Consider the following 15,156-nt stretch of genomic DNA (forward strand, 5'->3'; position numbering starts at 1 on the left):
ATAGGAAAAGCGAGCATAAAAGCTCGCTTTTCCTATTTAAGATGCAAATCAAAATACCTTGCTATTTTTTCATAGAGGTGAATACGATCCTTACCGCCCACGTTGTGTTCATGGCTAGGGTAGAGGAAGTAATCCACTTGCTTCCCTGCTTTGATGCATTTTTCAATAAAATCCATGCTATGTTGTTGTACGACTACTGGATCTTGCGCACCATGGATAATTAAAAGATTGCCTTTTAATCGATCTGCCTTATTCAGGAGCGAAGTTTTGGCGTAGCCTTCAGGATTTTCCTGCGGTGTATCCATATAACGCTCGCCATACATCACTTCATAATATTTCCAATCGATAACCGGGCCACCAGCGACAGCAGCCTTAAAGATTTCGTTGTGCTTGGTCATAAAAGAAGTTGCCATATAACCGCCGTAGCTCCATCCGAATATACCCATGTTTTCCGTGTCTACGTAAGGAAGGGACTTGAGGTATTCGATGCCTTTTAGCTGGTCTTCCATCTCGGCTTCACCCAGGTTGCGGTGCGTGACACGGGTAAAATCTCTTCCTCTTGCATCCGATCCTCTATTGTCTAAGGTGAATACGACATATCCATTTTGTGCCATGTAGAGGTCAAAATATCCTACACCTCCAAGCCACCTATCGGTAACTAATTGTGCATGTGATCCCCCGTATAGGTAGATCATAACAGGGTATTCTTTTGTCTTATCAAAATTCAGCGGGTAAGTGATCCTTGCATTTAAGGGTGTCTTGCCATCCGGAGAGATGAACTCTTTGAATTCAATACGGGGTAAGTTTATTTTTCCGACAAATGGATTGTCTGCCTTAATAATAGGGAGCTCCTTTTTGTCTTTCGTTTGAATAACCTGAACCACATTTGGTGTATTTAAATTGCTGTACTGATCTAAAATAAAACTACCGCTCGAACTCACTGACGCTTGATGTACACCATTTGCTGTTGTCAATTGGGTAGTTTTACCCGATTTTAACTCCACTTCAAATAGATGTCTTTCCAATCCGTTCTTCGCTGCTCCTACATAGTAGGCCTTTTGGCTTTTAGCGTCAAATCCTGTTAGATCGGTGACGATAATGTCTTGATGCCCTAGGTGTCTGACTAGTGTTCCGTCTGTATTATAGAGGTACAATTGGTTGTAGCCATCTTTATCGGTTTGATAGAGAAACTGTGTGTTATTTTTTGGAAGAAAAGTAAGCGGATGCTGTGGCTCCACCCAAGTGGAAGATTTCTCTTCAAATAGTGTTTTTACAAATGCTCCGGTATTGGCATTGTACTGGTTGAGTTTTAAGTGATCCTGTCCGCGATTTAATACACCAACATAGATGGACTGACCGGTTGGATCCCAAGTGGCGATCGTGAGATATTGTTCTTTGGGTTCTCCGGTTTGCAATGTTATGTGTTCGTTTTTATCCGTGTCGAAGATAACAAGAGTCACTTCTTCACTCTTCATTCCGGCCATCGGATACCGGATGTCTTTTACAGTTGCCACGCGTGAATCCCATTGCGGAAGGGGATACTTAGATACCATTGTTTCATCTTTTCGGTAGTACAGTAGCTTTTTGTTGTCTGGGCTCCACCACATCCCTTTATTAATGCCAAATTCTTGTCGATGTGTGTAATCACTTCCATTCACAATGCCATCTACCGTGTCCTTTGTTACTTGTACTTTTCTTCCGGCTGCATCTATGATTTCAATGTTATTGCCTATCAGATAGGCTATGCTACCGCCGTCATTTCCGTATTCTGTATTGGACACGCCGGAAGGAACACTGCTTGTTACCGTAGCTTTTTGGGATTTGGTATTGTACTCGATTACATACGAGTTGTTCGCTCCCTGCGCGGAAAAGGATAATACCTGATCTCCTGTCCAGGAGTAGTCGAAAGGAATATATTTCAGTTCAATTTTTTCGTTGGGGAGAGCCGAAGTAACGGCAGACTGAAGTTGATTTACGGTAATCAGGTTCTGTGGCGACCAGTTGTCTTTGGCGGATCGGATGACCAAGTTTTGGTATGTGCTATCAAGACATGTGAATGCATCTTCCGTGTGCATCCATTTTTGTGCTATTAATGTTTTCGGAGAAAATCTTCCCGGACCATAAACGGTCTCATCTATAGTAAAGTTTCGCTGACCGTAGGCGCAGGTAAAACCAAATAAAACTTGCAAGATTAGCGGTACTGCTAACAGCGATAAAAATGTTCTGCAGGTTCTTGATGACCATTTAGGACAGATACTTGCGGGAAAAAATAAGGCTAGGAATTTATGCATATATTTTTTTAAAAATCTGAGCAAAATTAAGGATTATTTCGGTTTTATAGTTTCCGTAGCCAGATATTCCGAAACTGCACCAAGTCGCCATGATCTTGCAATACGATGGGGCCGGTACCATGAGCGACTACCCGAGGCATTCCGATGTATTCTGTAGTTCCGGCAATTTCCGTGTTGTATTGTACAACAACACCATTATGGATTACGGTAACACTTCCTTTTCGAATCCGGATCCCGTCACTATTATAGCGGGGGGCTGTGTACAGGATGTCGTAGCTGTGCCATTCTCCGGGATTTTTCACCGCGGAGACCAAAGGAGGTTGCTGCTTGTAGAGCGAGCCTGCTTGTCCGTTTACATAAGTTGGATTGTTATTGTTGTCTAAAACCTGGATTTCGTAGTACCCTTGCAGGAAAATACCACTATTCCCTCGACCTTGTCCTTCGCCTTTGATTACTTCGGGACTTTTCCATTCTACATGGAGTTGGAAATCTTCAAAGTTTTCCTTCGTACGAATGTTTCCGGTTCCTGGTCTCACCTGTAGCATTCCGTTTTCGATGTGCCAATTGGCTTCTTTGATGCTGTCATTGGCACTACACCATTGCGAAAGACCTGTGCCATTGAAAAGTACGATTGCATCGCTCGGTGCCTGATTGTCGGAGGTTGTGACGGTTCGGATTTTAGGCTCATAGAATTCGGTGTCTTGGGGTTGGAACTTGGTCTGTCCGTTACCACATAAAAATAGCCCCGTTAGGATAAGTATCAGAAAATAAGATTTATTATGCATATGGATTGATTTTTTATAAACTTAGATAATTTTGCTTTTATCGGCAATTATAATCGAGTAGAAATACATGAAAATTTATCCGAATGTACGAATCGACATGGAGATTGAGGCATCCTTTATGACGGATGAGGTAAACGGTATGGAGGTTACGACAAATGGTGTCGAGATTGAGGTACCCTTTATGTCGGAAATCAGTCCTCGTAGACGAGGGGACGTCCTGCTGTCATCGCCTTCAGGAAGATTTTAAAAAAATAAAACGTGAAAAATTTAATTGTATTTCCTAGACACGGCGAATTTCTTGTGTGGTGTTCTCGGATTTTTTGTATATTAGATCATGGTTATACAAAAGGTAGCACTTACTGAGGTCCGTTTTTTTTCTCCTATCGGCTTTTATGAAGAAGAGCAGCTGCTGGGTAATGAATTTTATATCGATGTAGAAGTTTGCTTCCCATTTGAAAATCCAGATGCCGAGGATTTGAAAAATACGGTCAATTATGAGGAGCTGTATCAGGTGTTGGTAGAGGTGATGTCTCCAAAGAGAAAGTTGTTAGAATCTGCTGCCGAAGATATCCTTGATCTGCTGCTTAAGAAATATAACTTTGTCTCCCGCGTGGATATTTCTATTCGGAAGACCAACCCACCGTTCGGAGGAGACTTAGCAAACTCTAAGGTCTCCCTGAATTATGCCAGGGATTAAATAAAAGAAGAATCCGTAGGATTCGAATGTTTCTAGATAGAAGATGCGGTGCATTCGACCCCTAGCGGGGTCGCCCCCGATCGAATACACATTTTGCTATCAACATGTAATCCCTCCGGGACAAACAGACAACCGTACAATCCTTACGGAATGTCCCATTAAAATGTTGCAAAGCACGAATTTCTCTGAATCCATAAGATGCCAATGTTTATAGAAGACACAATATACGTATCCCTAATCCGGATCCATAGGATTAGAATATCAACACGAGTTAATGACTATTTGTCCTGTGTATTTGTTTTAAAATGACATTTTGTCTCTTTTTTAAGAAAAAATACGATTGGTATATAAATTGAATAATTCCAATCGTTGTTAATTTATAAAAAATAAAAATTAAACTTAATAGGAGGATCATAAAATGGCATTAATCAAATTTCCAACCAAAGCAGTAAATACAGACGGTGTAAATCCATTTGTAAACAGTGTATTCGACAATTTATTCAATGATTCATTTATCACAGATCGTTTAGTAACCCGAGTTCCTGCGGTAAATATCACAGAGACACAAGACGCATTTAGTATAGAATTGGCGGCTCCGGGCTTACAAAAGTCGGATTTCAAAATTAATGTAGATAAAAACATCATTTCTATCTCCGTAGAGAAAAAGGATGAAAATGAAGTAGAAGATAAATTGTACAGTAAAAAAGAATACAGTTATACCTCTTTTACAAGATCGTTTACATTGCCTGATACGGTAAACTATAGCAGTATAGATGCCAGCTATACAGATGGTATTCTTCATGTGAAAATAGGTAAGAAAGAAGAAGCTATAGTCGCAAAAAGATTAATTGAAGTGAAGTAACGGGACAGATGATTTGGAGCGAAAGGCCTCTGCGAAAGCGGAGGCCTTTCTATGTGTAAAAAACGGAGTTTAAAATATACTTGCAAGATTAAAAAGAAACTTCTATCTTTGCGGTTCATTAAATATTAACAAAATATATTAAATAACAATGTACGCAATAGTAAATATAGCAGGACAGCAATTTAAGGTTGCAAAAGACCAGTATCTTTTTGTGCACCGTTTACAAGGAGAAGAAGGCGCTAGTATTGAATTTGACAACATATTGTTAGCAGAAGATGGTGGTAAATTTACTGTAGGTACTCCAAGTATCTCAGGCGCTAAAGTTTCGGCTACGATTTTGTCTCATTTAAAAGGTGATAAAGTTATCGTTTTCAAGAAAAAACGTCGTAAAGGTTACAAGAAGAAAAACGGTCACCGTCAAAAATTTTCTAAAATCCAGATTACTGGTATCAGTTTATAATTGAATTTTTAATCTGACGAAAGTCATAAATTAAGATAAAGAAATGGCACATAAAAAAGGTGCGGGTAGTTCTAAGAACGGCCGTGAGTCACACAGTAAGAGATTAGGTATCAAAATTTTCGGTGGTCAAAAAGCTATCGCTGGGAACATCATCGTTCGTCAACGTGGTACGCAACACAACCCTGATGCTAATGTGGGTATTGGTAAAGACCATACATTATACGCTTTAGTAGAAGGTACCGTTGTTTTTCGTAAAAAAGCGAACAACAAATCTTATGTTTCAGTACTTCCTGTTGAACAAAACTAAGAATTGGTACAATACAAAACAAAGCCGTTAAGTTTTTGCTTAACGGCTTTGTTTTTTTGAATAGACTTCAGTTCTATTTCGTGCTACTTTCACACGGATTTGAAAGTAAAATATTCACTAGGCAGTATATTTATTGTCTTAAAATTATTGAATGACAACTTTCAAAGATTTAAAGGTTAGTGCGCCTATTCTTGCAGCACTTGATACATTAGGGTACAAAACACCTACGCCGATACAAGCACAAGCTATACCGGAAGTCCTAAAAGGAAAAGATTTACTGGGCTGTGCACAGACAGGGACAGGTAAAACGGCAGCATTTGCCATTCCTATCCTCCAACTACTAAATAATACAAAACCGCAGGGTCAAAAAAGAGGCACCATTCGTGCCCTAATCCTAACTCCGACTCGGGAACTGGCAATTCAGATTGATGAATCTTTTCAAGAGTATGGTGAAAATCTAAAATTAAAACATGCCGTTATTTTTGGTGGGGTAAATCAATTCTCCCAAGTTAACCAAATAAAAGCGGGGGTTGATATTTTAGTAGCCACACCGGGAAGATTATTGGACTTGATGAACCAGAAAGTACTGTCCATTCACCAGATTGAGATCTTTGTCTTGGATGAAGCAGATCGTATGCTGGATATGGGTTTTATTCACGATGTGAAGAGGGTATTACAGGTGATCCCTCAGAATCGTCAAACCTTGTTTTTTTCGGCAACGATGCCGAAAGCAATTCAGAGTCTTGCTGATAGCATATTGCACAACCCGGTGAAAGTAGAAGTGACACCAGAGTCTACAACGGCCGAAACTATTCAGCAAACACTATATTATGTCGAGAAGGCGAATAAAAATAAAGCACTTTTGCAGTTGTTAAAGAATGATGTTCATGACAGTGTTTTGGTATTTACACGGACGAAACACGGTGCTGACAAATTGGTGAAGGTTTTATTTAAGTATGAGATTTCTTCAGCGGCTATTCATGGTAATAAATCTCAAAATCAACGCCAACGGGCATTAGAGGACTTTAAAAATAAAAAAATAAAGGTATTGGTGGCTACGGATATTGCGGCGCGAGGGATTGATATTGACTTATTGAAATATGTTATCAATTATGAAATACCGAATGTACCGGAATCTTATGTGCATCGTATCGGTCGGAGCGGTAGAGCTGGGGCAGAAGGATTTGCTATTTCACTATGCGACGTAGAAGAAATACCGTATGTGCAGGACATTGAAAAAACGATCGGAATAGCACTTCCGGTCATGGAGATGGAAGGACTTACGATGTCGCCCGGTTTTGTAGCCAAATCGTCCGTGAGTGTAAAGGCGGGCAAAGGTGGAAAAGGCAAGCCCGCTGCTCCTGCTACAGGGAAGCCGGACAACCGTCATCGTAAAAGCAAACCTACGAGTAAAGAACGGAGAAGAAGACAGGTATAGTGTTGTTTTTAGATCGCCAAGTTGTTCCTCCTCGTGATGACGTTATGTGAGGTAATAATATTAAAAAAAGAGAGGGATTGCTAAAAGCGATCCCTCTTCTTGTATGTTTAAATGGGGTGGAGAATATCGGATTCGAACCGATGGCCTTTTGGCTGCCAGCCAAACGCTCTAGCCAACTGAGCTAATCCCCCATTATATTCTGCAAGTATAGATAAATTCAATTTTATATGCAAGTTGATTGACCTATAAAAGTAAATTATTATTCGTTTACTGCAAGAGGGAGATTATATTTCCCTTTGTCCGATGCCGAAACCTCTTTCATGAAATCGAAATATTTTTGGTAATCTTCTGAAGCATAAAGGCCTTCCTTGATTTCCAATTTTCTGTAAAAATGGATACGGTTGTCTTCTTGTTTTATTGCCAAGCGGTATGCTCCCATTGGGCTTTCCAAAACTTTGTGTACCGGCATGATTTTTCCTTTGATTTCTTCAGAAAGTTCAAAGGTCAATTCATCAACATCGGTGTATCCCCGATTGATATAAAGTTGGTTTTTACGGTTTCTAGATTCTGGAATGGTCCGCGATATATTGAAAATATTCGGATGTATAATGATGTTGTTGCCACTTTTTACAACATAACTCTTAATGTTGATATCCAGTTCTTCAACTACAACCGGGCCATCTGCGTCGCTGATTTCATAATTCACCTTGTTGAAGTATATATTGTCTACATCATAATACTCTTTCAACGTTTTATTTTGGTCGACCGGATTCTTAAAAATGTTACTAAAATGATTGTCAAACTGAGCTCCGCTAAAAGTCGTTTTGATTTGTCCGGTCACCGTTCCATCAGGTTGCACCTGGAGGGCTGCATTTCTGATTTGTTGATTTTGGGCCCAATTGTATTTCGGCGTGCGAAGTACTTTTCCGCCCTCTTCGGTACAAGCTAATACCAGTCTGTCGTCGGTAAAATCTCCCAGGAATCCGAAAGGTTGTTTTTGACTTGTACATTCAAGCCATGTCGTATCGCCTTCAAAAGGTATACAAAGAATAATGTGATTACCATCTACCGCATTTGCAAATTCTGTATCCAGACTTTTCTTGGCATTGCCGGCCTCCACGATACAGTAATAGGAAGGGATGTCTGCTTCGTCCAAGAGAGCCTGCATATAATTTACTAAGGCTTTACAGTCGCCGTATCCTAATCGTTCGACATAGGATGCTGGAAATGGTTCTAAGCCACCTATTCCCACTTGTATGCTGATGTATCGTGTTTTGCGTTGCATGTATTCGTACAATGCCTTTGCCTTCGCTTTGGGCGATTCGATATCTTTGATGATATCTCTTACGTTGTTTTTCGCAGCCTGAGGGAGATCTTTTTTATCCTTTAATAGATCGTCGTAAACCCATTTCCCAAATTGTTTCCAATCGTTCACCTGGCCTCCCTTTTTGTAATATTTGAAATTTTCGGGCACGACTTTGACACAGATTTCTTCGGTATATTTTATGGGGGAAAATGGTTCATCTTTGCGTGCGGAAAGATTAGTCGCTGTCCAAATATAGATTTTGGATTTATCTGTTGTTTCAACTTTTGCTTCAGAAGGGATGTTTTCCGCTTTGATACGTAGCACCTGCTGGGGTTGACATTGAAATTGGTAACTGCTTTTTTCGATGGCCAAATCGGAATAATAATTAGGTCTCCAATACGGGATAAAAAGATTCTGACTGTGTTTTATCTCATAGGAGTAAACAATCGTGTATGGGTAAACTAGGGTGGAAGGTTGATAATGTTTTACGCGTACATCATCATACATGCTCACCTGTCCCGTGGCGCTGTAATCTTTAAAATCTTTTAAGTTGAACTTATTCGTCTGGATACCGAATTCATTGTACACTGCACCTTTCACCTCTTTTATGGACTTGCTTTTGTCGTAAAATAAAAGTAATTCAGCATGGGATTCACCAGCTTTGTTTAAGATGGTGATGGCACGGGTTACGGATTCAACAATATTGGTTTCATTCCTCATGTCCATGTTGATGGATTCATGCCGTACTACAGCTGTAGCACGACTTTTTAATTCAACAGGTATCCTCTCAACAGCATACTCCTGTCCAAGAAGATTAAACTGAATAAATAGAAATAGAAAAAAGGCTAAAATTAATCGGTTATTCATTGCTGTATTTTAAAATATAATCAACTTTCAAGTGTTGGATTGCCCGCGAAAAGAGCTCCTTTAAAAAGAAATATTCATCTGTGTTGTATACGGCTTTATTCAAAGAAAGATTCTGCTGTACCATCAAAACATTGTCATCTATACTGTTTTTGTAAACGTATCGTGCCGCCCCGTCGGGGAGGGTGAGGTTCGCTGCCTTTGGACTGGATTGGACGGTGACTCCTTCGGGCAGGATAATGCTGAAATGGTGTCGCTCTTCCCGTTGTGATCCGAGGTCTACGGGATATGTCCGTTCATCTAAGTTAAACGGATTCCGTGTGATGCGGTCGATGAAGATGGGGTTAAGGTTAAAGACCGAATTAGACCGAATATCGGTGCTCCCTACGTCGACTATTACATCAAACTGCTCGGATAGTAGAAGATCCGGATTCTCCAGGTTCTGTATGTCTATATTTGCCAATGACATATTTGTCAGTCGCTCATCTAATTTTTCTTCGTACTCTTCAATGGATGGGTACCTTAGTATTTCTTTTCTTTTGCGCAGTGCATCCAAACCATCGTAGGTGATGGTCAGGCTGCCAATTAATTTTCCAGAAAGATCTAATTTGCCACTGAAAGAATAAGCGGTCAGGGATTTAGTCTTGTTTTCCAAGGGAATCCATTCGGATGATTTTCGTGAATAAATGATGCGGCCTCTTTCATTTATGCAGCGTAAAGGCAACTCGCCAAAACTGAGCAAATTTTCACTGGCATCGGCTAGTATCGTTTCGTTGCCGGTTTTGATGCCCGCAATGACATAGTTAAAATCGGTTAAAACGGGATGTAGCGGATTTGGGAGGCTGTTTTCACGCGTGGAAACCAGTATGGGATAGGCTTCTATATTTGCTGCATTTAAGGCCGCTATAAGGGAGAGATTCAGATCGGCAACATTGCCTGATCTTTTTTCATAACTTTCTTCTACGCCGAACTGACTGTATTTCCCGTACATGTTATTCCATTTTATTCTGCTTTGTATATGGGAATAAATTAACTTGGCTTTTGCGTGTACGTCTTTTTGAGATAGTATGGAGTCGGGGAGGATTCCAAGAAAAAATTTGGTCTTTTTTATCTGGCCACCAAAATCCTTCTCAGTCATCAATTCACGGTCTACGTCGCTCCATTTTTTCGTATAGGTTTGTTTCGAACCATTTAAATGCTGCGCTTCTTCCATTTCAAAATTGATGGAAGAAATGTAGTTTTGCGGAGATAACATATAGTCCTCTTCTTCAAAGGCGGGTATGTTTTTCATGGAGTAAGTCAATTCAGAACAATCGGCTTTTGCTCCTCCGACCCGAAAACATTCCCGCAGTACTTTGGATTTTACATCTTCCAATTTCAGGGCTCCCCGAAGGGTCACATTGTATTTGTACAATGCCGGAATTATTGCGGTATAAGTACTTTTAAGTTTTGGAATATCGGATTGAAATTCCCAGTTTCTATAATTGAAAATATTGGGCGATATAATAGTATATTCAATATCAATGACTGATCCTTCGCGTACATCAGGCAAGGTGAATTTGCTTAGTTTTACGTATGGTGTTTTATTTTCGCTATAGATATCTTTACTCTTCAGTTCCGAAATGCTAATTTTATTTTCTGTTAGGTTGTAAGTTTTGGCTTTTACATCTTCTATCGTCTCGAAGTCTCCTCCATATTTATAAAGGGGAAGGGAGAAGTTAGCCTTGTCGTATCCTTCTTTTTTGTTTATTTTAATTCGAATCGCATAGCGGTGCAGGACGCGAATAGACCGCTCTGCTTCTACAAGGTCTACCGTTGTTTTCCCCAATTCTGATATGACTACAGCGCGTGCATTGCTGTCGAGCTGTGTGTAATCCACTGAAAAATCACTGTGTCTAATTGGATCAAGTTCGACAAACTGTCCAAAAGAAAAATGGCCAAATAATATTCCTAAAAGGAGAAGTATAATCCTCATACGGGGTTCAACAAAAGTTAATAATGAGGAGGTAAGATAGAAATTATTTATCGGCCAAACAAGAAGTTCTAGTCTACACTTTGAAGTAATTGCATTTCATGGAGTTCAGCATATACACCTGCTAATGCCAGTAACTCATTGTGATCGCCTTCTTCAACAATTCTACCGTTGTCAAGGACAATAATATGATCTGCGTTTTTTATCGTAGAAACGCGGTGTGCAATAAAAATAGAAGTTTTTCCCTTCATGATACGACCGAGATTGTGCAATATTTCTTCTTCGGTTTTGGTGTCTACGGCAGATAGGCAATCGTCAAATATTAATATTTCTGGATCCTTAGCTAGGGCCCGGGCGATAGAAACACGTTGTTTTTGGCCTCCTGACAGGGTGATGCCTCTTTCGCCAATATGTGTTTGGAATCCTTCATCAAAAGCCATGATATTTTCATAGACTGCCGCATCTTTCGCAGCTTGTTCTATGCGTTCATCTTCACATTCGTCTAATCCGAAAGCAATATTATTCGCAATAGTATCGGAGAATAGGAACACCTGCTGCGGTACGAATCCCACTTGCTGACGTAAGTTTTTAAAGTCGTACTGCTCAATAGCCGTATCATCATATTCGATTGTTCCTTGATCGGCATCGTACATGCGGAGCAATAAATTAGCTAAAGTCGATTTGCCAGAGCCTGTTTTGCCAATTACGGCTAGGGTTTTTCCGGCAGGAATATGTACACTCAGATTGTCAATAGCCTTTATTCCTGTTTCTGGATAGGTAAAGGAAAGATTTTCTATAACGATATCGCCATGTAAAGTCCGGTTGACCATACCGTTTTTTATTTCGGGCTCTGTTTTTAAGAATTCATTGATTCGTTTTTGTGAAGCAGCCGCTCGCTGAATGAGGGAAGTAACCCATGCTAAAGACATAGCAGGAAAAGTCAGCTGATTCACATACATGATAAATTCGGCAATGTTGCCGGCCGTAATGGTTCCCTTATTTACTTCAATCCCTCCGATATACACGGTGATAATTGTGCTGAATCCCACTAAAAAAATAATTAAAGGAAAGAAAACAGCTTGTATACGGACTAAATCGAGGGATGTATTGCGGTATATGTTACTCTCTTTTGCAAATTCATCCATTTTATCTCCTTCGCGATTATAGGTCTTTATTACACGGATACCGGAAAATGTCTCCTGTACAAAAGAAGATAATTTGGAAAGCTGAGCCTGAATGCGTGTACTCCTTTTGTTTATGATGCGATTTACAAATAAAATAATGACGGATATAATAGGGATAGGTAATAATGCGTATGTGGCCAAGGTAGGATTAACATCGTACATGGCGTAGATAATCATAATGGAAAGTACAATGGTGTTAATGGCGTACATAATAGCCGGACCAAGATAATTTCTTACCTGATTCACATCTTCTGTAGCTCTATTCATTAGGTCTCCAGTATTATTTTTTCTGAAAAACGAAAAATCTAAATCTTGATAATGTGCATAAATCTCATTTTTTAAATCGTACTCTATACGTCTTGAGGTTAAGATGATAGTTTGACGCATTAAGAATAGAAAAACCCCACGGAGTAATGCGAGTAAAAGTACTACTGCTCCAAAGAAAAGTAAACTGCTGCCAAATATATTATAGATGATATCTTGTCTTTCAAAGCCGTTGTATAGTCTGTATAAGTCGATGTTTTCTTTAACCAAATCGAAAGCCTCCCGTATTACTTTTGCAGGTAGAATGCCAAAATAATTGGAGATAACAACGAAAATAACACCGGGAACCAAATGCCAACGGTATTTGTAAAAGTATTTATTAAGATATGCGAGTTCTTTCATTTGTGCTTTAAGATTACAAACTTAGATAAATTGCTTTGCATAAAAAAGCAGTTGTTTTTTATGGTGTGTTTTCTTTCTGCAATATTCATTCATGCTGGCATAGATATTTTATGTTTGAATAATTACATTGAAGAAGGATTTTATTTGTATTTTTGCAAAGTCATAAAGCGACCATAATTTGTATTATTAGATATGCAAAATACTTCTATTTTTGATTTAATGCGTCCTTTAGGACACCAAAATCTTTTCTTTTGCAATGATCCGGAGATTGGATTGAAGGCGATTGTAGCTATTCACGATACAACATTAGGTCCTGCGATCGGTGGCGTACGGATGTTGCCGTATGCGTCAGAAGAGGAAGCTATTGATGACGCGTTGCGCCTGTCGCAGGCGATCACATACAAGGCGTCTTTAGCCGGATTAAATTTAGGAGGAGGCTGCGCTATTATTATCGGTAATAATAGAACAGATAAAACGGAAGTGTTGATGCGTCGTTTTGGGAAATTTATTGAAGGTCTAAATGGAAACTTTATTGCTTCTATTGATGTAGGTACTTCTCAAAAGGATTTAGAATATATTCATGCGGAAACTAGTTACGTTGCAGGTCTACCTACCGCTCTTAATGGGGGAGGGGACACTACGGTTTTTGCTGCGAAAGGTGTTTTTTACGGTATTAAAGCCGCTATCAAAGAACTTTACGGCGATGATTCTTTAGCTGGGCGTAAGGTTGCCGTACAAGGTGTAGGAAGTGTAGGCGAACAATTAGTGGCCATGTTGCGTGCAGAAAATGCGCGGGTTTATGTGTCGGATATGACCGAAGAACGTAAAATGAAGATTGCAGCGAAGTACAAAGCTGAACCTATTCAGTATTCGACAAGTTATGAGTTGGATGTAGATGTGTATGCTCCATGTGCGCTTGGCGGAACTGTCAATACGGAGACAATTCCAAAGATGCGTTGTAAAATTATAGCGGGCTCAGCAAACAATCAATTAAAAGATGAAAAGGCTGATATTCAGGCGCTAAGAGATCACAATATTCTCTATACGCCAGATTTCTTGATTAATTCAGGTGCGTTAATCAGTTGTTTCTCCGAATTGGAAGGGTATGGTGTTGAGCGTACTGAATCTTTGATTAGAAATATTTATAGCGCCACCCGACATGTAATTCAAAAATCCCGAGAAGAAGGAATTACTACGTTTGAAGCTGCTCAACAAATTGCAGAGAGCCGTATTAAGGATATCGGGAAATTAAAAAGATAATAAATACAAAAATCGTTCTTTATTCAAACAATCGTTCTTTAAATAAATATGCTTAATAGAAGACACCTTAGGGTGAAAGTAATGCAGACGCTTTATGCGTATAGCTTGTCAGAAGATAAACAAGTTAAAGATTTTCAAAAGGCGCTTTTCAAAAGTGTTGAAGAAGTAAGTGAAATGTACATTTGGACGCTGAATTTATTGGATGAAGTGGCTGAATACGTGGTATTGGATGCTGAAAGTCGTGCTGCAAAATTTTTACCGACAGAAAAGGATAAAATCCTTACTACCAAATTAAACACGAATACTTTTATTGAATCGCTCCGTCAGAATCGTGAATACCTGGAGCTGGTCAAAAAATATAAGGTATCTTGGGAGTTTGATCCTGAGATTGTTCGCTCGATATTTGCGCAGTTGAAGGATTCGGAAGCTTATTTGGAATACCTATCCGGCGATGATCGCAGTATCGGAGGAGAGAAGGATATCATTAAATATATCTTTAAAAAAATCATCCTTAAAACGGTAGAAATTGAACAGGTTTTCGAAGAAAAATTTATCAATTGGTCGGTAGATAAGGAAGTTCTTCAAGCGATGGTTGCTAAGACATTCAAAAATTTTAGTTCGGAAAATCCATCACAGAATAAATTAGCAGATTTAACACCTAGTTGGGATGAAGACAGCGAGTTTATTGAGGAGTTATTGAAGACAACTATCCGTTACACGCCGGAGTATCAACAACTCATATCGGATAAAACAAAAAATTGGGAGGCAGATCGTATCGCGTTGATGGATACTTTGTTAATGCGTATGGCTATCAGTGAATTGATAAATTTTCCAAGTATCCCCGTGAAAGTGACGATAAATGAGTATATTGAGTTGTCTAAATCTTTTAGTACGCTAAAAAGTAATACATTTATAAATGGTATACTGGACAAAATTTTAGCGGACTTGACTAAACAAGGCCGTATCCGCAAGGTCGGTCGGGGATTAAAAGATTAGTATATATGTATCTACGTGTCTGTGAGCTGCGGATACAAGGAATCATATGAAATATCCATGTAGCAGAA

At 39.4% G+C, this 15,156-nt stretch carries 13 protein-coding genes and 1 tRNA gene; 8 read left to right on the forward strand and 6 right to left on the reverse strand.

From position 1 onward, the window contains the following. Positions 1–32: 32 nt before the first annotated feature. Positions 33–2,291 (reverse strand): S9 family peptidase, encoded by a 2,259-nt coding sequence (locus FAZ15_RS15345; protein ID WP_136902202.1) that lies wholly within the window; start codon positions 2,289–2,291, stop codon positions 33–35. A 44-nt stretch (positions 2,292–2,335) separates the two neighbouring features. Further along, positions 2,336–3,076: a 3-keto-disaccharide hydrolase gene (locus FAZ15_RS15350; RefSeq protein ID WP_136902203.1), complete on the reverse strand. Its 741-nt coding sequence runs from the start codon at positions 3,074–3,076 to the stop codon at positions 2,336–2,338. A gap of 67 nt (positions 3,077–3,143) precedes the next feature. On the opposite strand from FAZ15_RS15350, the gene FAZ15_RS15355 reads away from it, so the two are divergent. The 6 genes from FAZ15_RS15355 to FAZ15_RS15380 all read left to right on the forward strand — a co-directional run bounded on the left by FAZ15_RS15355 (position 3,144) and on the right by FAZ15_RS15380 (position 6,840). Beyond that, entirely contained in the window at positions 3,144–3,323 is a 180-nt protein-coding gene (locus tag FAZ15_RS15355) for a hypothetical protein (protein ID WP_136902204.1), read from the forward strand. A gap of 87 nt (positions 3,324–3,410) precedes the next feature. Beyond that, a complete protein-coding gene (folB, locus tag FAZ15_RS15360; protein WP_136902205.1) occupies positions 3,411–3,773 on the forward strand; it encodes a dihydroneopterin aldolase in 363 nt (120 codons plus the stop codon). A gap of 418 nt (positions 3,774–4,191) precedes the next feature. Next, positions 4,192–4,635: an Hsp20/alpha crystallin family protein gene (locus FAZ15_RS15365; RefSeq protein WP_136902206.1), complete on the forward strand. Its 444-nt coding sequence runs from the start codon at positions 4,192–4,194 to the stop codon at positions 4,633–4,635. A gap of 148 nt (positions 4,636–4,783) precedes the next feature. Then, positions 4,784–5,095 (forward strand): 50S ribosomal protein L21, encoded by a 312-nt coding sequence (rplU, locus tag FAZ15_RS15370; RefSeq protein ID WP_136902207.1) that lies wholly within the window; start codon positions 4,784–4,786, stop codon positions 5,093–5,095. Positions 5,096–5,138: 43 nt separating this feature from the next. Beyond that, the gene (gene rpmA, locus FAZ15_RS15375) at positions 5,139–5,402 is read left to right on the forward strand and encodes a 50S ribosomal protein L27 (protein ID WP_136902208.1); all 264 of its coding nucleotides are present in this window, start codon (positions 5,139–5,141) and stop codon (positions 5,400–5,402) included. A 151-nt stretch (positions 5,403–5,553) separates the two neighbouring features. Next, on the forward strand, positions 5,554–6,840 hold the full coding sequence (locus tag FAZ15_RS15380) for a DEAD/DEAH box helicase (protein WP_136902209.1): 1,287 nt from the start codon (positions 5,554–5,556) through the stop codon (positions 6,838–6,840). 117 nt (positions 6,841–6,957) lie between these two features. Here FAZ15_RS15380 and FAZ15_RS15385 read toward each other — a convergent pair. From FAZ15_RS15385 to FAZ15_RS15400, 4 genes are all read right to left on the reverse strand, one after another. Then, positions 6,958–7,031: transfer RNA gene (locus FAZ15_RS15385), tRNA-Ala, on the reverse strand. A gap of 68 nt (positions 7,032–7,099) precedes the next feature. Continuing rightward, positions 7,100–9,013: a DUF3857 domain-containing protein gene (locus FAZ15_RS15390; protein ID WP_136902210.1), complete on the reverse strand. Its 1,914-nt coding sequence runs from the start codon at positions 9,011–9,013 to the stop codon at positions 7,100–7,102. Continuing rightward, positions 9,006–10,985, reverse strand: coding sequence for a DUF3857 domain-containing protein (locus FAZ15_RS15395; protein WP_136902211.1), 1,980 nt, complete (start codon positions 10,983–10,985; stop codon positions 9,006–9,008). Before FAZ15_RS15395 ends, FAZ15_RS15390 begins: the two co-directional genes overlap by 8 nt. A 68-nt stretch (positions 10,986–11,053) precedes the next feature. After that, the gene (locus FAZ15_RS15400) at positions 11,054–12,832 is read right to left on the reverse strand and encodes an ABC transporter ATP-binding protein (protein WP_136902212.1); all 1,779 of its coding nucleotides are present in this window, start codon (positions 12,830–12,832) and stop codon (positions 11,054–11,056) included. Between the two features lie 192 nt (positions 12,833–13,024). Here FAZ15_RS15400 and FAZ15_RS15405 point away from each other — a divergent pair, with 192 nt between their 5' ends. Both FAZ15_RS15405 and nusB read left to right on the forward strand, forming a co-directional pair. Further along, positions 13,025–14,092, forward strand: a complete 1,068-nt coding sequence (locus tag FAZ15_RS15405) for a Glu/Leu/Phe/Val family dehydrogenase (RefSeq protein WP_136902213.1) — start codon at positions 13,025–13,027, stop codon at positions 14,090–14,092. Between the two features lie 48 nt (positions 14,093–14,140). Further along, positions 14,141–15,088 (forward strand): transcription antitermination factor NusB, encoded by a 948-nt coding sequence (gene nusB / locus FAZ15_RS15410; RefSeq protein WP_202912418.1) that lies wholly within the window; start codon positions 14,141–14,143, stop codon positions 15,086–15,088. Positions 15,089–15,156 lie beyond the last annotated feature (68 nt).

The sequence above is a fragment of the Sphingobacterium olei genome (genome assembly GCF_005048855.1).
In the GTDB taxonomy this organism is placed as follows: Bacteria; Bacteroidota; Bacteroidia; order Sphingobacteriales; family Sphingobacteriaceae; genus Sphingobacterium; species Sphingobacterium olei.